Origin of the sequence: Cryobacterium psychrophilum, from assembly GCF_004365915.1 — a bacterium.
Lineage (GTDB): Bacteria > Actinomycetota > Actinomycetes > Actinomycetales > Microbacteriaceae > Cryobacterium > Cryobacterium psychrophilum.
Genome location: NZ_SODI01000001.1, coordinates 938,750 through 960,123, shown reverse-complemented (window position 1 = coordinate 960,123; position 21,374 = coordinate 938,750). Strand labels below are relative to the sequence as shown.

At 66.0% G+C, this 21,374-nt stretch carries 22 protein-coding genes; 15 read left to right on the top strand and 7 right to left on the bottom strand.

Annotation, left to right across the window (positions count from 1 at the left end; genetic code table 11):
• The first annotated feature begins 61 nt into the window (after positions 1-61).
• The 7 genes from EDD25_RS04520 to EDD25_RS04490 all read left to right on the top strand — a co-directional run bounded on the left by EDD25_RS04520 (position 62) and on the right by EDD25_RS04490 (position 6,597).
• Positions 62-772, top strand: a complete 711-nt coding sequence (locus tag EDD25_RS04520; protein WP_338419654.1) for a GntR family transcriptional regulator — start codon at positions 62-64, stop codon at positions 770-772.
• Between the two features lie 15 nt (positions 773-787).
• On the top strand, positions 788-2,320 hold the full coding sequence (locus EDD25_RS04515; protein ID WP_422386817.1) for an MmgE/PrpD family protein: 1,533 nt from the start codon (positions 788-790) through the stop codon (positions 2,318-2,320).
• The gene (gene prpB, locus EDD25_RS04510; protein WP_134172219.1) at positions 2,320-3,237 is read left to right on the top strand and encodes a methylisocitrate lyase; all 918 of its coding nucleotides are present in this window, start codon (positions 2,320-2,322) and stop codon (positions 3,235-3,237) included. The genes EDD25_RS04515 and prpB overlap by 1 nt, the downstream gene beginning before the upstream one ends.
• Before the next feature lie 45 nt (positions 3,238-3,282).
• Positions 3,283-4,425: a bifunctional 2-methylcitrate synthase/citrate synthase gene (locus tag EDD25_RS04505; protein WP_422386818.1), complete on the top strand. Its 1,143-nt coding sequence runs from the start codon at positions 3,283-3,285 to the stop codon at positions 4,423-4,425.
• Between the two features lie 125 nt (positions 4,426-4,550).
• Positions 4,551-5,270 carry a Type 1 glutamine amidotransferase-like domain-containing protein gene (locus tag EDD25_RS04500; RefSeq protein ID WP_134172217.1) on the top strand — a complete coding sequence of 240 codons (720 nt, stop codon included), beginning with the start codon at positions 4,551-4,553 and terminating at the stop codon, positions 5,268-5,270.
• 43 nt (positions 5,271-5,313) lie between these two features.
• Positions 5,314-5,988: a uracil-DNA glycosylase gene (locus tag EDD25_RS04495; protein WP_198418923.1), complete on the top strand. Its 675-nt coding sequence runs from the start codon at positions 5,314-5,316 to the stop codon at positions 5,986-5,988.
• 30 nt (positions 5,989-6,018) lie between these two features.
• Entirely contained in the window at positions 6,019-6,597 is a 579-nt protein-coding gene (locus EDD25_RS04490; protein ID WP_175183034.1) for a GNAT family N-acetyltransferase, read from the top strand.
• 40 nt (positions 6,598-6,637) lie between these two features.
• On the opposite strand, the gene EDD25_RS04485 is transcribed toward EDD25_RS04490, so the two are convergent.
• Positions 6,638-7,438, bottom strand: coding sequence for an SDR family NAD(P)-dependent oxidoreductase (locus EDD25_RS04485; protein ID WP_134172216.1), 801 nt, complete (start codon positions 7,436-7,438; stop codon positions 6,638-6,640).
• Positions 7,439-7,472: 34 nt separating this feature from the next.
• Between EDD25_RS04485 and EDD25_RS04480 the strand changes: the two genes are divergently transcribed.
• The 7 genes from EDD25_RS04480 to EDD25_RS04450 all read left to right on the top strand — a co-directional run bounded on the left by EDD25_RS04480 (position 7,473) and on the right by EDD25_RS04450 (position 15,050).
• Positions 7,473-8,927, top strand: coding sequence for an amidase (locus EDD25_RS04480; protein WP_134172215.1), 1,455 nt, complete (start codon positions 7,473-7,475; stop codon positions 8,925-8,927).
• Between the two features lie 375 nt (positions 8,928-9,302).
• The gene (locus EDD25_RS04475; RefSeq protein ID WP_134172214.1) at positions 9,303-10,391 is read left to right on the top strand and encodes an ABC transporter substrate-binding protein; all 1,089 of its coding nucleotides are present in this window, start codon (positions 9,303-9,305) and stop codon (positions 10,389-10,391) included.
• 135 nt (positions 10,392-10,526) lie between these two features.
• Positions 10,527-11,339, top strand: coding sequence for an ABC transporter ATP-binding protein (locus EDD25_RS04470; RefSeq protein ID WP_134175147.1), 813 nt, complete (start codon positions 10,527-10,529; stop codon positions 11,337-11,339).
• Positions 11,339-12,142, top strand: a complete 804-nt coding sequence (locus tag EDD25_RS04465) for an ABC transporter permease (RefSeq protein WP_175183033.1) — start codon at positions 11,339-11,341, stop codon at positions 12,140-12,142. Before EDD25_RS04470 ends, EDD25_RS04465 begins: the two co-directional genes overlap by 1 nt.
• Complete coding sequence (locus EDD25_RS04460; protein ID WP_134172213.1) at positions 12,139-13,002, top strand: ABC transporter permease; 864 nt, start codon at positions 12,139-12,141, stop codon at positions 13,000-13,002. Before EDD25_RS04465 ends, EDD25_RS04460 begins: the two co-directional genes overlap by 4 nt.
• An 84-nt stretch (positions 13,003-13,086) precedes the next feature.
• Entirely contained in the window at positions 13,087-13,578 is a 492-nt protein-coding gene (locus tag EDD25_RS04455) for a Fur family transcriptional regulator (RefSeq protein WP_134172212.1), read from the top strand.
• Positions 13,575-15,050 (top strand): catalase, encoded by a 1,476-nt coding sequence (locus EDD25_RS04450; protein ID WP_134172211.1) that lies wholly within the window; start codon positions 13,575-13,577, stop codon positions 15,048-15,050. Before EDD25_RS04455 ends, EDD25_RS04450 begins: the two co-directional genes overlap by 4 nt.
• 65 nt (positions 15,051-15,115) lie before the next feature.
• On the opposite strand, the gene EDD25_RS04445 is transcribed toward EDD25_RS04450, so the two are convergent.
• The 6 genes from EDD25_RS04445 to EDD25_RS04420 all read right to left on the bottom strand — a co-directional run bounded on the left by EDD25_RS04445 (position 15,116) and on the right by EDD25_RS04420 (position 20,284).
• On the bottom strand, positions 15,116-15,475 hold the full coding sequence (locus EDD25_RS04445; RefSeq protein WP_134172210.1) for a Fe-S oxidoreductase: 360 nt from the start codon (positions 15,473-15,475) through the stop codon (positions 15,116-15,118).
• Positions 15,476-15,494: 19 nt separating this feature from the next.
• Entirely contained in the window at positions 15,495-16,982 is a 1,488-nt protein-coding gene (locus EDD25_RS04440; protein WP_134172209.1) for a dihydrolipoyl dehydrogenase family protein, read from the bottom strand.
• Positions 16,983-17,063: 81 nt separating this feature from the next.
• Positions 17,064-17,879: a crotonase/enoyl-CoA hydratase family protein gene (locus EDD25_RS04435; protein WP_134172208.1), complete on the bottom strand. Its 816-nt coding sequence runs from the start codon at positions 17,877-17,879 to the stop codon at positions 17,064-17,066.
• Between the two features lie 86 nt (positions 17,880-17,965).
• The gene (locus tag EDD25_RS04430) at positions 17,966-18,742 is read right to left on the bottom strand and encodes an arginase family protein (RefSeq protein WP_241986639.1); all 777 of its coding nucleotides are present in this window, start codon (positions 18,740-18,742) and stop codon (positions 17,966-17,968) included.
• A 125-nt stretch (positions 18,743-18,867) separates the two neighbouring features.
• The gene (locus EDD25_RS04425) at positions 18,868-19,515 is read right to left on the bottom strand and encodes an NADPH-dependent F420 reductase (RefSeq protein ID WP_134172206.1); all 648 of its coding nucleotides are present in this window, start codon (positions 19,513-19,515) and stop codon (positions 18,868-18,870) included.
• A 37-nt stretch (positions 19,516-19,552) separates the two neighbouring features.
• Entirely contained in the window at positions 19,553-20,284 is a 732-nt protein-coding gene (locus EDD25_RS04420) for a PspA/IM30 family protein (protein ID WP_134172205.1), read from the bottom strand.
• 231 nt (positions 20,285-20,515) lie between these two features.
• On the opposite strand from EDD25_RS04420, the gene EDD25_RS04415 reads away from it, so the two are divergent.
• Complete coding sequence (locus tag EDD25_RS04415; protein WP_241986638.1) at positions 20,516-21,298, top strand: gamma-glutamyl-gamma-aminobutyrate hydrolase family protein; 783 nt, start codon at positions 20,516-20,518, stop codon at positions 21,296-21,298.
• Positions 21,299-21,374: the final 76 nt, after the last annotated feature.

Below are 21,374 nucleotides of genomic sequence, written 5' to 3'. Positions count from 1 at the left end.
TGAAACGCCTCTGTATACAAAGAGTGGTTGAAGTATTGCATATAACTGGGTTTGGTGGAATATGATTAGTTTTGTGTATACAGAATCCGCAAAGCTAGGGTCGAAAGCCCCTATCAGTGCCAGCGAGCGAGCGTATCGGCAGTTGCGCAGCGAGATTCTCGACGGTGAGTTGGCGCCCGGTGCCGGCTTGCTTGAGGTTGAGCAGGCGGAACGGATCGGTGTGTCGCGCACCCCCTTACGGGCCGCTGTCGCCCGATTGATCGCCGACGGCCTCGTCGTGGGTCGCAACGGGCGTGGCTTCGAGGTGACCGAGTTGTCTATCGCGAGCATCACGGGTCTCTACGAACTGCGGGAGGGACTTGAGGTGCACGCCGCGAGGCTTGCCGCCGAGCGACGCAACCCGGAGGGCTTCGAGGCCCTGCGCGTGCAGTTCCGCGATGCTCCGGAGCTTCTGCTGCAGGGCGAGACCGGGATTCACCGCTACTACGAGCTCATCGACGACTTCGAAGCGGCCATCGACGCTGCCGTGGCCAACCCGTTCCTGCTCGGTGCCCTGGAGAGCGTGCGAACGCACCTTGCCCGCATCCGCCGCATAGCCCGCGGAAATCAGGCGCGCCTGCGGGCAGCGGCGGCAGAACATCTGCTCATCATTGACGCCATTATCGCCGGCGATACCTCGCTAGCCGCCCACGCCACCCATATCCATCTCTACCAGAGCCTCACAAACGTTCTCGCAACGCTTGGTGAGGAAGCGGCCGTCCCGGCCGATTAACCGAAGGGAATCATCGTGCAGCTCCACCACATTCGAGTTCACCGTAGTGAAGAAAACCTCGCCCGCGAGGACCAGCTTGCCTGGAAGATCGCCGAGTGCGCGGCCGATCCCGTTGCCGTCACCGACGACGTCACCGAAATGATCATCAACCGTGTTATCGACAACGCCTCCGTTGCCGCGGCGTCACTGACCCGCAAGCCCGTGACGGCGGCCCGGTCGCAGGCGCTCGCCCACCCCCGCTCGAACGGCGGCGAAGGATCGACCGTCTTCGGCCTCGATCTCGCCCGGAGGGTCTCTCCGGAGTGGGCGGCCTGGGCGAACGGCGTGGCCGTGCGTGAACTCGACTACCACGACACGTTCCTCGCCGCGGAATACTCCCACCCTGGCGACAACATTCCTCCGATCCTCGCGGTAGCCCAGCACCTCGCCTCCGCCAAGGGGCTCACCGGCCGCGACCTCGTTCGTGGCATCGCCACCGGATACGAGATCCAGATCGACCTCGTGAAGTCGATCAGCCTGCACGCGCACAAAATCGACCATGTGGCCCACCTCGGCCCGTCGGCCGCCGCCGGCATCGGTTCTCTCCTCGGTCTCGAGAAGGACATCATTTTCCAGGCCATCGGCCAGGCCCTGCACACCACGACGGCCACGCGCCAGTCGCGCAAGGGGGAAATCAGCAGCTGGAAATCCCACGCTCCGGCCTTCGCCGGCAAGATGGCCATCGAGGCCGTGGACCGCGCACTGCGCGGCGAGACCAGCCCGACACCCATCTACGAGGGTGAAGACGGTGTCATCGCCTGGCTGCTTGACGGCCCCGAGGGGTCCTATGACGTGTCCCTGCCCCAGCCCGGCAGCGCCAAGCGCGCCATTCTGGACAGCTACACGAAGGAGCACTCGGCGGAGTACCAGGCGCAGGCCTGGATCGACCTCGCACGTCGACTTCACCGCGCCCATCCTGAACTCGCGTCGGGTGAGTCCATTGCCTCCGTCGTCATTCACACGAGCCACCACACGCACTACGTGATCGGCTCCGGCGCGAACGACCCGCAGAAATACGATCCCACCGCATCGCGGGAGACCCTCGACCACTCGATTCCCTACATCTTCACGGTGGCGCTGCAGGACGGCAGCTGGCACCACGTCGACTCCTACTCGCCCGAGCGCGCGGGGCGCCCCGACACGGTGGCGCTCTGGTCCAAGGTGACCACGACCGAGGACAAGGAATGGACGCGCCGCTACCATTCCCTCGACGTCACGGAGAAGGCCTTCGGCGGTCGCGTGGTCATCACGCTCACCGACGGCCGCACGATCACCGACGAGATCGCCGTTGCCGACGCGCATCCGCTCGGCGCCAAGCCCTTCGGTCGCACGGAATACGTGAACAAGTTCCGGATGCTCGCCGCCGACGTGCTCGAGCCCGCGGAAGTCGAACGTTTCCTTGCCCTGGCCGAGCGCCTCCCTGAGCTGAATGCCGTCGAACTCGGCCAGCTGACGATCACGGCCAGGCCCGGGTTGCTGCCGACGACAAGCGTGATGGGAATCTTCTAATGCTGTACTCCCGTGTCTCGGCCGCTGACAAGCGGATTGCCCTGCGCGCCGGCCTCGCATCAGGCGTGCTGCAGCGCTATCCCGGCGCATTCAACCCGCTGTCGGCCAAGCTCATCCAGAACAAGGGCTTTGAGGGGGTGTACATCTCCGGGGCGGTGCTTTCGGCCGACCTGGGCCTGCCTGATATCGGCCTGACGACGCTCACCGAGGTTGCCGGCCGAAGCCAGCAGATGGCCAGGATGACGGACCTGCCGGCGATCGTCGACGCGGACACCGGCTTCGGCGAACCGATGAACGTGGCACGGACGATCCAGACGCTCGAGGACGCCGGCCTTGCTGGCATGCACATCGAGGACCAGGTCAACCCGAAGCGGTGCGGCCACCTTGACGGCAAGCAGGTCGTTGACGACGACACAGCGATCAAGCGCATCCGCGCTGCGGTCGACGCACGTCGAGACCCGAACTTCCTGGTCATGGCGCGTACGGACATCCGCGCCGTCGACGGTTTGGACGCCGCGCTCGACCGGGCCAGGAAGCTCGTCGACGCGGGGGCCGACGCGATTTTCCCCGAAGCGATGGGTAGCCTCGCCGAGTTCGAGGCCATGCGCGCCGCGGTGGACGTTCCGCTGCTTGCGAATATGACCGAATTCGGCAAGGGTCAGCTTTTCACCGTTGACGAGCTCGCGAACGTGGGCATGAACATGGTCATCTTCCCCGTTTCGCTTCTGCGCCTCGCCATGGGGGCTGCCGATCGGGGGCTCGACTCGATTCTGCAGCAGGGTACGCTCGAGCCGATGCTTGGTGAGATGCAACATCGTGCCGATCTGTACGAGCTGCTTGAGTACTCGGAGTACAGCCACTTCGACTCCGGCATCTTTGATTTCACCCTCAACCCGCACATCACATCCAAGGTCTGAAGGAGCGACATGACTATGACTGAGCCGAACGCAACCGGGACTCCGGTGACCGAGCCCAAGATCTTCAAGGGACTGGCCGGGGTCGTTGTCGACACCACCGCCATTTCCAAGGTCAACCCCGACACGAACTCCCTGCTATACCGGGGCTATCCGGTGCAGCAACTGGCCGCGCGATGCAACTTCGAGGAGGTGGCGTACCTGCTCTGGTACGGAGAGCTTCCGACCGAGACGCAGCTCGCCGACTTCGAAACGGCAGAACGTGCCCTGCGGCACCTCGAGCCCGCGGTACGCCGTGTGATCGATGAGCTGCCGCTCACCGCACACCCGATGGACGTCGTGCGCACCGCGGTCAGCGTCATCGGCGCGAGCGACCCACAGACGAGCGATGACTCGCCCGAGGCCGACCTCGCCAAGGCGGTGCGCCTCTTCGCGCAGCTGCCCGCAATCGTGTCGTACGACCAGCGCCGCCGCCATGGGCTCGGCCTCGTCGAGCCGCGCTCCGATCTGGGGTACTCGGCGAACTTCCTGCACATGACCTTCGGTGAGGTGCCGGAGCTCGTCGTTGTGAACGCGTTCGACGTGTCGATGATCCTGTACGCGGAGCACTCGTTCAACGCGTCGACGTTCACCGCGCGCGTCATCACGTCGACACTCGCGGACTACTATTCGGCGGTCACCGGAGCGATCGGGGCGCTCAAGGGAGCGCTGCACGGTGGCGCGAACGAAGCCGTCATGCACACGTTCACCGAGATCGGCCTCGGCGCCGGCGCCGGCGAGCGGGCGACGGACTGGCTGGCCCAGGCGCTCGTCGACAAGCGCAAGATCATGGGCTTCGGCCACCGCGTCTACAAGAGCGGCGACTCGCGGGTACCCACGATGCGCGCGGCACTGCTCACGCTCATCGAGCACTACGACGCGCCCGAGATGCTGGAGATGTACGAATCCCTCGAGGCCGCTATGGCCTCGAAGAAGGCGATTCTGCCGAACCTGGACTATCCGTCCGGACCGGCCTATCACCTGATGGGATTCGACACCCTGAGCTTCACCCCGCTGTTCGTGGCCGCCCGGGTGACCGGGTGGACCGCGCACATCATCGAGCAGCGCGCGTCGAACTCACTCATCCGTCCGCTGTCGCTCTACAACGGTCATGACGAGCGTCACGTGCCGGGAGCGGCGCACTCGGCGTAGTGGCCCGGACCGGCGAGACCTGGCATGAACTAAAATCGGACCATGACTTCTGATGCAGTGACTCGCCTCGCCGGCCCCCACCGGTCCGCCCTCTCTCTCGATTCCGTCACCGGTGGGGTTGCCTCATGAGCGTGCACCTGGTCGGTGGTGGCTCTGCGCCCGAGCACGACGCGAGTGTCTACGGGCCATTCTTCCGGGAAGCAGCGGCCCGCGCCGCGGCATCCGGTCGCAGTGAGCCGCGCATCGCGATCGTTGCCGTGGGCGCAGGTGACGCCGCGGACCACAGCGCACGACTCACCGCGGCCCTCGCCGCTACGGGCCCCTTCGAGCCCGTCGTCACGGTGCTCGAGCCTGACGGCCTCGCGACGAACCTGTCGATAGCGGATGTCGATGGGATCCTCATTGGCGGGGGTGCCACCCCCGCTTACCTGCGGGCCCTGCTGCCCATCAGTGGGGAGATTCGCCGCCAGGTCTCTGCCGGGGTGCCCTACCTCGGCTTCTCGGCCGGCGCGATGATCGCCGCCGAACGCGCCATCCTGGGCGGCTGGCGCATTGGCGGCGTCGAGGTGAGTCCGCAGGGCACCGCCGGGGACCTCGACGAGATCACGATCGAGCAGGGCATCGGACTGCTCGACGTGACCGTGGACGTGCACGCCGCCCAGTGGGGCACCCTGTCCCGGCTGATTTCCGCGACAGAGGCCGGCCTCATCGATGGCGGTCTCGCGATCGACGAGAACACCGCACTGGTTGTCGGCGAGGGCGCCCTGAGCGTAGCCGGGGTCGGCAGCGTGTGGCGGGTGAGCCAGGCGGACGGTGGCGTGCTCGTGAGCACCTTCGGTGCTTGAAGACGACGCACCGACCTCCCGGGGGACCCAAGGCTCCCCGGGGATCCTGAGCCTCACGGCCGCGCCGATCGACCGGGGCTGGGCCACGGCGCTGGCACCGGTTGCCCCCGAGCTGGAACGACTCGAGCATTTTCTCGACGATGAAATCGCGGCGGGACGACCCTGGTTGCCCGCCGAAGGTAACGTGCTGCGCGCCTTTCGCGAACCCTTCGATTCCGTGCGCGTGCTCATCGTGGGACAGGACCCCTACCCGACACCGGGGCACGCGATTGGGCTCGCCTTCGCCGTCGACCCGCATGTGCGCCCCGTGCCGCGCAGCCTGGTCAACATCTACCGGGAACTGGCGAGCGACGTGGGTGTGGCGCCGCCCGGGCACGGCGACCTCACCGCCTGGTCGCGCGCCGGTGTGCTCCTGCTCAACCGAGTGCTTACCGTTCGGTCAGGGGAGGCGGGTTCTCACCGGCGGCACGACTGGGAAGCAGTGACGGAGCAGGCCATTCGGGCACTGGTGGCCCGCGATGCTCCGCTCGTGGCGATACTCTGGGGAAAGGACGCCGCATCGCTCAGGCCGGTTCTCGGTGAGACGCCGATAATCGAGTCGCCGCATCCCAGCCCGCTATCGGCTCGCCGGGGCTTCTTCGGATCCCGCCCGTTCAGCCGTGCCAACGAGCTGTTGCGTGCCCAGGGCGCGACCCCGGTGGATTGGGCGTTCGAGTAATCTGAAAGAGAACGTGAAAGGACGTGCGCGGTGCTGGAAGAAGAATATGAGCGGCCAAGACGGCTGCCGAGGCACCTGAGGCCGGAACCGGCGTCCGAGAATGCGTTCTCGTACACGATGCGCGAGGCGCGGGTCACCGACCTGCCGAACATCCGCGAGATCTATAACTACTACGTGGCCAACAGCACGGTGACCTTCGACGAAGACGCCATGACCCTGCCGGAGTGGCGCGACAAGTTCTACTACCTCAGCAAGCACGGGATGCCGTTCATCGTGGCCGAGTCGCCGGCCGGACAGGTTCTCGGCTATGCCCTCGTAGCGCCGTGGAAGCAGAAACGGGCGTTCCGGTTCACGGTGGAGAATTCCATTTACCTGGGCGCGGCATCCACGGGCAAGGGGCTGGGCCGAAAGCTGCTGGCCGAGCTGATCGCACGATCGAAAGCCGCCGGGCTCAAGGAGATCATCGCCGTCATCGCCGACCAGGGAGCGGACGCCTCGATCAAGCTGCACGAGGACTTCGGCTTCGAGGAGATCGGGCGTATGGGCAAGGTCGGGTTCAAGTTCGAGCGCTGGCTCGGAACCGTGCTCATGCAGAAGAGCCTGAAGTAGCGCTCAGCCGGCACTGACAGCGCTGGCACTGACAGCGCCGTCAGTGACGACGAGCGGCGATAGAGAGAACGGCCCGGCGCGGCGAGAGAACTACGGCGCGGGCCAGCAGTGCGTTGCGTTTGCCGACGATCACCTGCGGAGGAGTGACACGGCGGTCGAGCGCCGAGCACGTGCTGTGTATGACACGTTCCACGGTGAGGGATCGATATGGAGTGGTGCTTCCGGCGACGCTGGCGAATTCCGTGTCGACAAACCCGGGGCACACCGCGGTGACCTTGAGACCGGTCGATCGCGTCTCGTACCAGAGCGACTCCGTGAAACTGAGCACGTAGGCCTTGCTCGCGGCGTAGACCGACATGTGAGGCATGGGCTGGAAAGCGGCCGTGCTCGCAAGGTTCACGAGCGCCGCCGCATGGGGATGCCGGGCGGCCGTGTCCACCAGGTCGGGCAGCAGAGCGTGGGTGAGGTGCGTGAGGGCGATAACGTTCAACCGTAACTGCTCGAGCTGCCGGGCAGCGTCCGTGTGCACGAAGGCGCCGATGGTACCGAAGCCCGCGCTGTTGACGAGCGTGCCGATCGCGATATTGCGATTCGTCAGGTCGGCCACCAGCTCGGGGACCGCGTCCCCGGCGGTCAGGTCGAGGGGTATCACCGTCGACACGGTGCCGTACTTCTCTGCCAGGTCAACGGCGAGGGCCTCGAGGCGGTCCTGGCGTCGGGCCACGAGAACGAGGTCCGCGCCGCGCTGGGCCAGTTCGTGTGCGTACCCGGCTCCGATTCCGCTTGAGGCGCCGGTGATCAGGGCGGTGGTTCCCATGGGGTTGTACGGTGCGCGTGGCATGCATCAACGCTACTCGCAAAGCTAGGCTCACAGCATGGCTGAACCGCATGAATTGACCGCGCTCGAGCAGTGGCAGGCCCTCCAGCGTGGAGAGCTGAGTCCCTCTGAGCTCACGGAGCACTACCTGGCGAGAATTGAGGCGCGTGACGCGACCCTCGGCGCGTTTGTGACGGTGACCGCGTCCAGGTCCAGGGCCAGGGCCCGCCAGGTGGAGCGGAGTGTGCCGCGAACGGCACCGCTGTGGGGGCTGCCGTTCGCCGACAAGGACCTGCAGTTGCGAGCCGGCGTCCCCGCGCGCTTCGGGTCGAGGCTCATGCAAGATTTCATTCCGGAGGAATCCGATGACCTCGTGATCGCACTCGACGAGGCCGGCGGCGTGAGCCTCGGTAAGACGAACACACCCGAATTCGGGTTGCCGTCGTACACGGAGGGACTTGCGGGGCCGCCGGCACGAAACCCGTGGGACCTCCGACTGGGAGCCGGCGGTTCGAGCGGCGGCGCGGCGGTCGCCGTGTCCGCCCGGTTGCTTCCGTTCGCGCCCGGCTCCGACGGTGGAGGGTCCGTGCGCATCCCCGCGGCGGTGTGCGGCCTCGTGGGCGTCAAGCCGTCCCGCGGTCGGGTGCCGGCGGCATCCGGTATCGACAAGCTCGGCGGGCTTTCGGTGGCCGGACCGCTCGCCCGCACGGTAGCGGATGCCGCGCTGCTGCTCGATGCGATGATCACGCCGCGCGGAAATCACCCGGACCACCACTTCACCCTGCGTGCCCCGGGGGACGACGGTCCCCTGCTCGCGCATGCCATGCACGGAGAAGGACGGTTCCAGCTCGGGGTGATGACGACCTCGGCGTGGGACAACGACTACGACATCGACCTGGCCCCTGAGGCTGTCGCAGCCCTGGAGACCGCGCGGGAAGAACTCGACGTGCTCGGTCACGGCATCGATGACATCGCTCTTGACCCGGATCCCAGCTACGTTCCGGCTTTTCGTACCATCTGGCAGGCCGGGGCCGCGAGCATCCCCGCGGAGGGCGAAGCCCAGGAACAACTGCTGGACCCGCTCACGCGGTGGCTCATGCACCGCGGCCGCGCACTGACCGCTCGCGAGCTGGCCGAGGCGCTCGCCGCGCTGAGCACGTTCGAGCGTTCGTTCATACGACAGCTCTCGCGTTTCGATGCCGTTCTCACGCCGGCGCTGGCCCTCACCCCGCGGCCGGTGGGCTGGTATGACGCAGAAGACGGGGAGCGTAACTTCGCCCAGCAAGTGCAGTACACGCCTTTCACCTCCATGGTGAACGTCAGTGGCCTGCCGGCGATCGTCTTGCCGGTGGCGCAGACCGCCGACGGCCTGCCGATGGGCGTGCAGCTCATTGGTCGCCCTGGCGGCGAGGCCCCCCTGTTCGCGCTCGGCGCCCAGCTCGAACGGCGGTTCCGGTGGCAGGATCGCGTGCCGCCCGAGCCGGGGTCTGCCGTGAACGATGCCGAATGGTGAGTGAGCTCAGGGAGCGGTCACCGCAAACCTCGTCGTAGATTTCACGCCACGCCACGCCGCGAGCGTATTCGTCCGCGCCGAGAGGCTGAACCGGGGCCGATGGTTTGGATGCCGCGTCCGTTGACCAGCCGCAGGCCTACCCGTTCCGACTCGGCAAACAGGGCGTTCTGGTTGTCCTGGTGTTTCGGTGCCGGTTGCGGAGGCATTCGGTATGCCTGTCTGTCTCTCCACGGGAGTCATTCCGGCACCGGACCCGGGTCGTAATAATCCGGAAACATGTCGGTCATTGGCGCGTCACTCAGTGCACTTAACATTCGAATGATCCGGACCCTTGAAACAGCGGATGCCCCGAGCACCACCGAGAGGAATAGCGTCATGACGCCAGCCCCACTGTCCCCGTTCTCCCGTCAATCCTTCAAGCGCATCACCACCGGGGCCGCCACCGCTGCCGCCCTCGCACTCCTCCTCATGTCCTGTGCCAGCGACACCGGATCGTCGACAGCTGATTCCGCCGGGGCCGCGTCATTCGGTGACGCGAGCATTCAGCTGTCGTGGATAAAGAACGCTGAGTTCATGGGTGAGTTCGTCGCCGACGACGCCGGCTACTTCACTGCAGTGGGCTTCGACTCGGTCGACCTCATTCCCGGCCCGGCATCGGCTGAGGCCGGCGTCATCTCCGGCAATGTCGATATGGGCGTCGGCAACGCCATCTCTACCGGGACCGCTATCGCCCAAGAGGGCGCACCGCTGAAGATCATCGGGGCGACGTACCAGAAGAACCCGTTCACCATCCTCTCGCTCAAGGGCGTCGGCAACATCGCTACTCTCGACGACCTCGCGGGCAAGACCATTGGAGTGCAGGCCAGTAACCAGAGCCTGTGGGATGCCTTCCTCAAGATCAACAACATCGACCCATCCACGATCACGGTGGTTCCGGTCGAGTACGACCCGACCCCTCTCTTCAATGGAGAGGTCGACGGTTGGTTCGCCTACCTCACCAATGAGAGCATTGATGCCGAGCTGGCTGGCCTAGACCCGGTCAACCTGCCGCTCGCCGACAACGGCCTGCCGTTCGTGGCCGAGACGCTCACCGTCTCAGATGATGCGATCAAGAACGACCGTGAGAAGCTCAAGGCGCTACTGGTTGCCGAGATCAAAGGTTGGACTGACGCTATCAACGACCCGACGGCCGCTGCGACCCTCACCGTCAACACATACGGCAAGGATCTTGGCTTGAAGATGGAGAAGGAGACCCGCCAGGCAGAGATCCAGTCGACCGACCTCATTGTGAGCGCCGACACCAAGGCGAACGGTCTCTTCACCATCAGCGATGCGCTCCAAAAGCAGTCCATCGCGACTTTGAAGGCTGCCGGAATCGACATTGACGCCGGCTCCCTGTTTGATATGACCCTGCTGGACGAGGTTTACCAGGAAAATCCCGACCTCATCGCGTACAGCAAGTAATCACCCGCACCATCCCAGAAGTCGCTCCCAAAATCGGCGTCGCCGCGGCACCCGTCTCTCAGAGGCGGGTGCCGCGGCGATACTGATGTATCGGTCTCCGACGACGCCCAGTAAGGAAAGTACGACGTGAGCACGATTGATACCGGTCTTCCCGCCATCAACCCGGGCACCGGGCTGCACATCTCAGAGCTTCACAAGACCTTTTCGGTGGGACGTCGGGAGGTCGTGGCTCTCGAAAACGCGAACCTGCACACCGACAAGGGGAGTTTCCTTTCCCTGCTCGGCCCGTCCGGTTGCGGAAAATCCACAATTTTGCGCATCCTGGCCGGGTTGGAGAACGTCACCAGCGGGACCGCCCGGGTGGACGGCAAGGGCCCCGCCGAACTGCGCAGCGGCCATGAACTCGGCATCGCATTTCAGGACGCGGCACTGCTGCCCTGGCGCAGCGTGCGCAACAACATTAAGTTGCCGTTTGAGGTGGCTCGTCTCCCCGTGGACGAGGACTACGTCACCGAGCTGATCGCGCTCGTCGGACTGCAGGGCTTTGAGAAGGCCAAGCCCGCACAGCTGTCCGGTGGGATGCGCCAGCGTGTGTCAATCGCTCGTTCGCTCGTGCTCAAACCGTCTGTGCTGCTCCTCGACGAACCGTTTGGCGCTCTCGACGACATGACCCGCCAGCGCCTCAATATCGAGCTCTTGCGTATCTGGACCGAGAAGCCCGCGACAACCCTCATGGTGACTCATGGCATTTCCGAAGCCGTCTTCCTTTCCGATCAGGTAGCCGTGATGAGCCCTCGGCCCGGCCGCGTGAAGGAGGTCATTGAGATTGACCTTCCCCGCCCGCGTCTTCCCGAGATGATGCGCACCCCCGAATTTCACGCGCTACACGATCGGGCGTCCGAGCTGCTGTTCGGTGCTGACACTCTGGCCGCATCCGAGGCGCGCTGATGCCGATTGCCAGACGCCTGCCGGGCTGGGCGACCGGGGTTCTCGGTGTCGTCGTCCTGGTGGCGCTGTGGTGGATCAGTGCGCTCACGGTCTTTCAGAACGCCGGTTCTGTGCCCGGAGGCGCGATTCCCACCCCTGCCGAGGTACTCTCCCAGTTGATCAGCGATGGTGGGGGATTCTATTGGTCGCACATCACGATGACCCTGAGCGAAGCCGCCATTGGATCTCTCTGGGGAAATGGACTGGCCCTGCTGCTAGCCGGGGTGGTGCTGGTGGTGCCGCGCATCGAGAAGATCGCCTTGCAGATCGCCGTGATCACCTACTGCGTGCCGATCGTGGCCATCGGTCCCATCGCCTACATTGTGATCGGCCCGCCGCGCGGCGACCCGTCCGGCACCGCCGTTTTTCTTGCTGCCCTGTCGGTGTTCTTCACCACCGTGGTCGGCTCCCTGGTTGGCCTCAAGACCGCTGACCAGTCCAGCCTCGACGTGGTCAGAGTCTATGGTGGCAGTCGGTTCACCCAACTACGCAAGGTGCGGCTCATCGCCGGCCTCCCGAGCGTGCTGAACGCCCTGCAAATCGCCGCGCCGGCTGCCCTGCTGGGTGCCATTCTCGGCGAGTACCTTGGCGGAGCTGAACGAGGCCTCGGTGTCGCAATGCTGGCCGCAGGCAGCGCCGCGAATGTGGAGCGAGTGTGGAGCCTCGCCCTGGTGGCGGGTCTCTTGGCTGGCATCGGCTACCTGATGTTTGCGTTGATCTCCCGCGTTGCCACCCCGTGGGCTACCGGACGGACGAGCTTATGAGCACACCAACCCTCTCGGGCAACCGGCCTACCGCGGTGACGTCGAACGCCGGGACCACGGCCCGGGGGGTCAGTGCGTACATCGCCCGTGCCCTCGGCACCGGCACCCTGACCCTCGTGATCGTGCTCGCTGCCTGGCAGGGGCTGATCCTGGTGCTGGGCGTCTCTCCGTTCATTGCTAAGGGCCCCCTCGACGTCGTGAACTGGTTGTTCACGGTTCCGGCGGCAGCCGAGAACCGGGCTCTGATCCTGACCAATCTGGGTATCACTCTGACCGACGCCTTCCTCGGTTTTGTCGCCGGCATGCTGCTCGCCCTGGTTCTGGCTACCCTCTTTACGCTCTCGCGCGGTATCGAGCATGCCCTCATGCCCATTGCGCTCCTGTTGCGCAGCGTGCCGCTGGTCGCCTTCGTTCCGGTGCTGATCCTCATCACCGGCCGCGGCCCGAGCATTGCCGTGGTCACCGGCGCCATCGTGGTCTTGTTCCCCGCGCTGGTGAATATAGCGTTCGGGTTGCGGTCGGCCTCACCGCAGGTGAGCGACGTTATTGCGGTCTATGGCGGGACGCCGTTCACGGCCCTGCGAAAGGTGGCCCTGCCGAGTTCACTACCGTCGTTCTTTGCGGCCATTAAGATCTCCATTCCCGGCGCGATCACCGGTGCCCTCCTCGCCGAATGGCTTGCTACCGGCCAGGGCCTCGGCTACGGGATTGTGGTTGCGGTCTCGCAGGTGAAGAACTTCGAGGTGTGGTCATCGGTGGTTGTCATCACCATCGTCTCCATGGTTCTGTACGGTGTGGCGCAGTTCGCCGAGAATCTGGTGCTGCGCCGCATGGGAATGGACCAGAGCGCAGGCAGCTAACTCGACGGGCAACCCGAGGGCGCTTGTGCTGAACACCACGTAAACTTATTTTGATCTAGTAAAAACAACTGTTACCGTCGGGGGATGACACACACAGGATTGAAAGAAGCCGGGGCGACAGAATCGCTGGCCGCCGACATCCGTGCCGTGGGTCTCAAAGTCACGGAACCTCGCCTGGCCGTGCTGCGCGCGTTGACGGTGGCGCCGCATTCGAGCGCCGACCGCCTGTTCGCCTCCATCAGTGTGGAGCTGCCGAACACGAGCCGGCAGGCCGTCTATGGGGTGCTGTACGCCTTCACCGAGGGCGGGCTCGTGCGCAAGATCGAGCCGGCCGGTTCGGCCGCGCTGTTCGAGCGTCGGGTCGGCGACAACCACCACCATCTCGTCTGCACCCGGTGCAGCGCCGTGCACGACGTGGATTGCGCCGTCGGTTCGGCCCCCTGCCTCGTTCCGGAGAACACCTCGGGTTTCGCGGTTCACGCCGCCGAGGTCACGTATTGGGGCCTGTGTCCCGCGTGCCAGACCGAGCTCGCTACTTTTCCTTCACTCGACAACCCCACGCAAGGAGTCTCATGACCACCGAGAACACCACCACCCAGTCGGGCACCCCCGTCGCGAGCGATGAGCATTCGCTCGCTGTCGGCGCGACCGGCGTCACGGCCCTGCACGATCGTTACCTGGTCGAGAAGCTCGCCCAGTTCAACCGCGAGCGTATTCCGGAGCGTATCGTTCACGCCAAGGGCGGCGGAGCGCACGGTCAGTTTGTCGTCACCGGTGATGTTTCGAAGTACACGCGTGCCGCCGTGTTCCAGCCGGGCACGACGACCGAGACCCTCCAGCGCTTCTCGAGCGTGGCCGGCGAACAGGGCAGCCCTGACACCTGGCGCGACGTTCGCGGCTTCTCGGTGAAGTTCTACACCACCGAGGGCAACTACGACATCGTTGGAAACAACACGCCCGTCTTCTTCATTCGTGACGGAATCAAGTTCCCCGACTTCATTCACTCGCAGAAGCGCCTCCCGGGTTCCGGCCTGCGTGACGACACCATGCAGTGGGACTTCTGGACCCTCTCTCCGGAGTCCGCTCACCAGGTGACCTACCTGATGGGCGACCGCGGTCTGCCGCGCTCGTGGCGCGAGATGCCTGGCTACGGCTCGCACACCTACCAGTGGATCAACGCCGAGGGCGAGCGCTTCTGGGTGAAGTACCACTTCGAGTCCAACCAGGGCAACGTCCAGATGGACAATGCCGAGGCCGAGCTCCTCGCAGGCGCCGACGCGGACCACTACCGTCGGGACCTCCACACGGCCATCGACGAGGGCAACTTCCCGTCGTGGAATGTCTCCGTGCAGGTCATGCCCTACGAGGAGGGCAAGACCTACCGTTTCAACCCCTTCGACGTGACCAAGGTCTGGCCGCACTCGGACTTCCCGCTGATCCCGGTGGGCACGCACACCCTCAACCGCAATCCGGAGAACTTCTTCGCGGAGATCGAGCAGGCCGTGTTCTCGCCCGCGAACATGGTTCCCGGCATCGCAGCAAGCCCCGACAAGATGCTCATGGCCCGCATCTTCTCGTACCCTGATGCCCAGCGCTACCGCGTTGGAACGAACTTCAATCAGATTCCGATCAACGCCCCGAAGGCGCCGGTCAACAACTATTCGCAGGACGGCGCAGCCCGTCACGGCTTCAACGCCCCGAGCGCGCCGAACTACGCACCGAACTCCCTCGATGGCCCCGTGGCCGATCCCGCAGCAGCGGGCGAGGGCTCGTGGGAGAACGACGGAGAACTGCTCCAGGCTGCCGCAACCCTGCGCAGCGAGGACAGCGACTTCGGCCAGGCCGGAGCGCTCTACCGTGAGGTCTACGACGACGCGGCGAAGGCTCGCTTCCTCGCGACCATCACCGGTGCCATCAGCGGAGTGACGCGTCCCGAGGTCACCGAGCGCGCCATCTGGTACTGGACGAGCGTGGACGCCGACCTGGGTGCAAGTCTGCGTCAGAACCTCGAGGCGCTGGCCGCCACCGAGCTCGCCGCCGCCAGGTAATATGTGCGCAGAAAACGCCCGGCCTCGACGAGGCCGGGCGTTTTCTCTGTCTCCACGCCAGGGGTTCAGCGCAGGTAGCCACCCTTTTTCAGGCCAGCTTCAATCTCGAAGCGGTTTTTGAGCGGGTTGCGCCCCGCGATGGCGTACAACAGGGGAAAGACCAGTCCGTAGCGCCGCCACTGGCGCTTGTGCACGGCCTCGTGCTCGAGTACATCCGCTGACACGTTCTGGTTCGTGAGGTAACAGCCGCCCACGCACGAGCCACCACGCCCAAACGTCCACGCCGGCATGCCGCGAAACACAAGCAGCCCGCCGCGGCGCTCCACCTTTCCGGTGCTCCACAGCGAACCCCACACCGTGCCCACGAGGGTGGCGTAGAGGTAACCGGCTCGGCTGACGGGGGAGTCGAAGAGTAAGCAGCGCATGCCTCTAAAGTAGTTGGTCCTAGTGGGATTCGTATCCGGGGCGGCCGTACGCCTCGAGCAGTCTCAACCACACCTCGCTCAGCGTGGGGTAGCTTGGCACCGCATGCCAGAGCCGACTGATCGGTACTTCGCCGACGATGGCGATCGTGGCCGACTGCAGCAGCTCGGTCACATCCTGACCCACGAACGTGGCGCCGATGATCACCTCGCGGTCGAGGTCCACAATCATGCGGGCCTTTCCCACGTAGCTGTCGGAGAGGGTGCTGGCTCCGCCGAGCGCGGCGAGGTTGTGGTCGAGGATGCGCACCCGGTAGCCGGCCTTGACCGCGCCGGCCGCGGTGAGTCCGACGGACGCAACCTCGGGGTCGGTGAACGTCACCTGGGGCACGGTCGCGTGGTCGGCGGTGGCCACGTGTGCGCCCCACGGGGCGTCATCGACGGCGGTTCCGGCCGCCCTGGCCACGATCACATCTCCGGCGGCGCGCGCCTGGTACTTGCCCTGATGGGTGAGCAGCGCGCGGCGGTTCACATCTCCCGTGGCGTAGAGCCAGTCACCGGCAAGCGACGACGACTCGCCTTGCACGAGCATCGTGTCGTCGACCCGCAACCAGTCTCCCGGCTCCAGCCCCACGAGGGTGAGACCGAGGTCACCGGTGATCGGCGTTCGGCCGGTGGCGACGAGCACCTCCGCCGCCGTCACCGTTTCACCGTTGTCCAGGGTGAGTTCCACGTCGCCCGTGTCGGTGCGCCGCGCGGCGGAGGTCGTGACGCCGACCAGCACGGTGGCACCGCCCTGCTCCAGCGCCGTGGTCACGAGGGTGCCCGCGAAGGGTTCCTGCCCGCCGAGCAGGCCGCTGCGGGCGATGAGCGTCACGCGTGAACCGAGCGCGACAAACGCCGTCGCCATTTCGGTGCCCACGGTGCCGCCCCCGATGATGGCGATGCTCTCCGGCACGTTCTGAACGGATGTCGCCTCACGGCTGGTCCACGGTGTGACACCGGCCAGGCCCGGAACGTCGGGAAGCAGCGCGGCGGATCCCGTGCTCAGTACCACCGCGTGCGTGGCCGTGAGCACCGTCTGCGAACCGTCGGCGGCGGTCACGGTGACCTCTCGCACGGCGGTCAGTCGGCCGTGGCCGCGCACGAGGGCGATGCCGGCGGACTCGAGCCACTGCACCTGGCCCGCATCCGACCAGTTGCCGGCCATCCCGTCACGCCGCTTCAGGGTGGCGGCGACATCGACCGTCGCGCGGGATCCGTCGGCGGGCTCGGTGACTCGCTGCGCAGCGCCGGAGACGCGGCGCGCGGCGGCCACGGCGGCCGCGCTTCGCAGCAGGGATTTGGAGGGCATGCAGGCCCAGTAGGAGCACTCGCCGCCGACGAGTGCGCCCTCCACGATCACGGTAAGAAGGCCGCCCTGGGCGGTGCGGTCGGCCACGTTCTCGCCGACCGCCCCGCCCCCGATCACGATGACGTCGTAGGTGGCGTGGGTGGTTGAGGGCACCATGTGTCTCCAAAATCAGGGGGACCCGGGAACACCTTCCGGGTAGGTGAAGCCTACCCGCCAATCGACGGGTTGCCGAGGTCGCTACCGGCCCTCGAAGACCGCCGGCACGCGGGTCAGGAACGACTCCATGCCGATCCGCGCATCCTTCGTGACCGCCAGGCGAGCCAGCTCCGGCTGAAGCTGCGCCTCGGCGGCGGCGTCGCCCGCGCGCACCGCGACGCGCGCGTTCGCGAGGGTGGCCTGCACGGCGAGGGGGGCCTGCGCCGCGATGCGTTCGGCGAGGGCAAGGGCCCGTTCGAACTGCGTGCCGTCCGGAACGATCTCCTGCACCAGCCCGATCCGCAGGGCCTCCCGGGCGTCAAACATGTCGCCGGTGAGCAGCCAGCGCATGGCGTTTCCCCAGCCGATTGCGCGCGGCAGCCGTATGGTGGCGCCGCCGAACGGTAGGATGCCCCTGGACACCTCAATCTGGCCGAAGACGGTCGACTCCGCGGCCACCGCCACATCGCTCGCGAGGATGAGTTCAATGCCGAGGGTCAGGCAGGTGCCCTGAACGGCCATGACCACGGGCTTGCTGACGGAGTGTCCGTCGACCTGCCACGGATTGACGCCGCCCTCCGGCACCATGTCGAGCCCGGTTGCACCGAGGCGCGGGCCCACATCGGCGAGGTCGAGCCCGGCGGTGAAATGATCGCCGATGGCGTGTACGAGGCCCACGCGAAGGTCAGGGTCACGATCAAGCTCCCCATAGGCGAGAGACAACTGCTCCAACAGAGCGAGATCCGCGGCGTTGCGTTTCTCGGGGCGATTGAACCCGATCAGCAGCACGTGGCCGAGGCGTTCGATCACAACGCGATTTGGCTGAACGGACGTGGTGGGCGGGGTTGTCTCGGTCACGAAGCCTCCATTGGCGGTGTGGGAAGGGGAGATTGGTGGGGCGCCAGACAAGGGCGCTCGCCCTGGTACACCGCGCGCGGCATCCGCTAGCGGGTCAGGGCGCTGATCATGCGCAGGATGCTCGGTAGGTCGTCGCCGGCGGCGGTGGGCGAGGCCGGAGAAAACCCGATGATGCTCGCACCGACAACCGGGAACGCGACGCGAACCGCGGTGATGGTGCTCGTGAGCGCCGGGACAGTGAGTCCGAAGGGAACCAGATCGGCCAGTCCGTGAAGTGCGGAGGGGTCGAGAACGTCGAGGCCGACGTGCACGTAGACCGAGTTCGCGCCGGTGGCGTGAATCGCTGCGAGGAGGGCCTCGGCGGTTCCGAGCTGTTCCACGTCCACGGTCGTGATGTGTCGTTCGGCGATGAGTTCGGCCTCAGCGGCGTCGACATCGCGCGCTCCCACAAGCACGATCCGGTCGAAGGGAATGCGGGTCGATTCGTCGAGGGCGACGCCCGGGTGGCCCTCTCCAGCGATTGCCCGCAACACCATGCCGCAGAATCCGCCGGACGGGGACGTTTCGGGGGTGTGCAGCTCCGGGTGCGCGCCAAACCACACGAGGGCAACGTCCCCCGGATGCTCACGGCTCGCGTGTTCGACCGAGGCGAGCGACACCCCGCAGTCGCCACCGATGGTGAGCGCCCAATCCATCACGGCGCGCAGCACGGTGCCTTGGCGTTCGCGCACGATCTGCAGCGACGAGAAACGGCGGATACCGGTGTCCTGGGCGTCACCGGCCTCGACGGGAACGTCGACCTCACGTGTGGCAGAGGCGGGCAGATCGCCTTGAATTGCCGCGGCCCCGTCGACGAGTCGCATCGCGCGAGGGGAAACCGAACCCTGCCATTGTGGAACTACAACGAAAGTGGGAGCCATACCTCAGTATGGCCCCAAGGGCATCCCTCGCGAAACGACGGAGGCCACCGACGCGGTCCCCGGTGTGACTACATATCGCGGTAGCGAATGGCCGTGGCGAGCGCGTTCCGCAGATCGAAGAGGTCCATCGCGGCACCGTGGCCCGGAGTGTCCCGCTGGATCCGCCAGCCCTCTTCGAGCGGTCCGATGTCAATGCTGTCGAAGCCGAAGACATCGATGAGGGACGCGACGACCTCGCGAGATGCGGGGTCGTGCCCGGCAACAATGAGCGCCTTGCGTTCCGGCGACCCGGCCGGCCGACCGGCCGTGGTGAGCTCACCCGCCGGCACGTGGTTGAAGGCCTTCACCACGCGCGACTCGGACAGGCGGGATTGCAGTAATTCGGAGACCGTGGTGGTCTCCGTGTCGAGGGCTTCAATGTGTCCGTCCCGCTCCGGGTCGTAGTCGTTGGTGTCGATCACGATCTTCCCGGCCAACACCTCGACAGGGAGCGACGCGAGGCCACTCAGCGGAATCGACACGACCACAATGTCTCCGGCCGCGGCTGCCTCGCTCGGTGTGGCGACCCGCGCGTTTGAGCCGAGTTCGGCGACCAGATCGGCGAGGCCCTCCGGACCGCCTGTGTTGCTCACGACGACCTTGTACCCGTTGAAGAGGGCAAGGCGAGCCAGCTGTTTCCCCAGCTGCCCGGCACCGATGAATCCCAGAGTTGTCATGGTGGAATCAAATCATGATTCGGGCCGGGTCACCGGGTCAGTTCGTGATGGCGGTAATGGTTCCGGCCTTCAGCGCGGCCAGGCGGGCATCCACTTCGGAGAGCTCGCCGAGGTCTTCCAGGCTTTCGAACTGGGCATCGAGACTTGATGCGGCCAGCTCGCTCGCCCCACGCACGCGGGCCTCCTCGCGACGGATCTTGTCTTCGAACCGGCTGACCTCGCTCGTGGGGTCGAGCAGGTCGATGCTCTTCACCGCGTCCATGACCTGCTTCTGCGCCGCGGCGGTCTTCGACCGGGCCACGAGCTCATCGCGTTTGGACGCGAGCTGCTTCAGCTTCTCCTTCATGGCGTTCAGGCCGCTCTTGAGCTGCTCGACGACGGCCGTCTGCGCCTCGATCTGCGGTTCGGCCTGCTTGGCCTCCTTTTCGGAGGAGAGCTGGCGGCCGAGGGCCACCTTGGCGAGGTTATCGAACTTGTCGCCACCGACGGGGTCCCCGGCCGTGCGCAGCTGGTCGGCCTTGCGGCTCGCGGCGAGGGCCTTGTTGCCCCACTCGCCGGCGGTCTCCACGTCTTCGCGGTAGTCGTCTTCCAACAGCCGTAGGTTGCCGATCGTCTCGGCGATGGCGCTCTCGGCATCCGCGATGCTGCTCGTGAAGTCCCGCACCATCTGGTCAAGCATGAGTTTGGGGTCCTCGGCCGAGTCCAGCAGGGAATTGATGTTGGCCTTGGCCAGCTGAGAAATACGGCCAAAGATGGACTGTTTCACCACGTTGTGGTCCTTTCGAAAGCGTTGTGGAGGTCGGGCGTGACAAGCATCCGTCGTGCAGAGCATACGACTCGCGTGCGAACCAGTCTAGGAAGCCGATCTGAACAGGTACCGCATCGGCCGGCGCCGCGCAGCTCGCCACGTTGCACTGTGTTACGAGGTCGCTCGCGGCGGCGGGGGCCCGCACGCACAATGGAGAGATCACACGAACCCCAACCGGATGCGGAGGCGACCATGACTGAACAGCTCACGACACAGATGTTCCCCGCACCGCGGCTTTTCGTTATTGAGGTTACCGGGAACCGTCCAGATCGCCCCGAGTACCACGCCAAGGTGCAGGTGCTCAACGGGCGTGTCGTTCAGGATGGCATCTCCGGCGGGTGGCAGGTCACACGCATCGCGGCGGCGGACACCACACCCGCCGACCTGCTCCGCGCGACCCGCGACGCCGACGCAATCGTGATTGTCGGCGGTGAGGACATCACCCCGAGCTTCTATGGTGCGCTGGCTGGCTACGAGGGCGAGACCGCGCACTACGCGGCGGCCGACGAGGGCCAGATCGCCCTCGTTCAGCGGGCGCTCGCCGACAATACTCCGCTGCTCGGCATCTGCCGGGGGTTGCAGATCATCAACGTGGCCCTCGGTGGCAGCCTCGTGCAGCACATCGAAGACGGCATTCACAAGAACGCGAACGCGCCGATCGACGAGATCCTCTCAACCCACGGCGTGACGCTCACGGCGGAGAGCGGCCTCGCCCGCGGGCTCGGCAACACCGAAATTCTGGTGCAGAGCGCGCACCACCAGAGCGTCGGCGTGCTCGGCGTGGGGCTCGTGCCCGCCGCCGTCGCCCCCGACGGACTCGTTGAGGCGCTCGAACACCGGGCGGCACCGATCACCGGCGTGCAGTGGCACCCCGAGGCGCCCGATGCTCCGGCCGATCAGTTGCCGCGTCTACTCGCGGCGCTCCGCAGCAACATCGTCGCTGCCCTCCCCGTTCGCGAGCTCGTCGCCGCGTAGCCGCCAGCCCCACGCCGCCGGCCGCACAGGCGGCCGTGGCCGACGGATGCCCTGGGCGGCCTGTGGGGCCCAGCCG

Bases quoted from the DNA above. Each gene is read 5' to 3' on its own strand.
- EDD25_RS04520 (WP_338419654.1), top strand. From the start codon at position 62: ATGATTAGTTTTGTGTATACAGAATCCGCAAAGCTAGGGTCGAAAGCC.
- prpB (WP_134172219.1), top strand. From the start codon at position 2,320: ATGCTGTACTCCCGTGTCTCGGCCGCTGACAAGCGGATTGCCCTGCGC.
- EDD25_RS04500 (WP_134172217.1), top strand. From the start codon at position 4,551: ATGAGCGTGCACCTGGTCGGTGGTGGCTCTGCGCCCGAGCACGACGCG.
- EDD25_RS04485 (WP_134172216.1), bottom strand. From the start codon at position 7,438: ATGCCACGCGCACCGTACAACCCCATGGGAACCACCGCCCTGATCACC.
- EDD25_RS04480 (WP_134172215.1), top strand. From the start codon at position 7,473: ATGGCTGAACCGCATGAATTGACCGCGCTCGAGCAGTGGCAGGCCCTC.
- EDD25_RS04475 (WP_134172214.1), top strand. From the start codon at position 9,303: ATGACGCCAGCCCCACTGTCCCCGTTCTCCCGTCAATCCTTCAAGCGC.
- EDD25_RS04465 (WP_175183033.1), top strand. From the start codon at position 11,339: ATGCCGATTGCCAGACGCCTGCCGGGCTGGGCGACCGGGGTTCTCGGT.
- EDD25_RS04460 (WP_134172213.1), top strand. From the start codon at position 12,139: ATGAGCACACCAACCCTCTCGGGCAACCGGCCTACCGCGGTGACGTCG.
- EDD25_RS04455 (WP_134172212.1), top strand. From the start codon at position 13,087: ATGACACACACAGGATTGAAAGAAGCCGGGGCGACAGAATCGCTGGCC.
- EDD25_RS04450 (WP_134172211.1), top strand. From the start codon at position 13,575: ATGACCACCGAGAACACCACCACCCAGTCGGGCACCCCCGTCGCGAGC.
- EDD25_RS04445 (WP_134172210.1), bottom strand. From the start codon at position 15,475: ATGCGCTGCTTACTCTTCGACTCCCCCGTCAGCCGAGCCGGTTACCTC.
- EDD25_RS04440 (WP_134172209.1), bottom strand. From the start codon at position 16,982: ATGGTGCCCTCAACCACCCACGCCACCTACGACGTCATCGTGATCGGG.
- EDD25_RS04430 (WP_241986639.1), bottom strand. From the start codon at position 18,742: ATGCGACTCGTCGACGGGGCCGCGGCAATTCAAGGCGATCTGCCCGCC.
- EDD25_RS04425 (WP_134172206.1), bottom strand. From the start codon at position 19,515: ATGACAACTCTGGGATTCATCGGTGCCGGGCAGCTGGGGAAACAGCTG.
- EDD25_RS04415 (WP_241986638.1), top strand. From the start codon at position 20,516: ATGACTGAACAGCTCACGACACAGATGTTCCCCGCACCGCGGCTTTTC.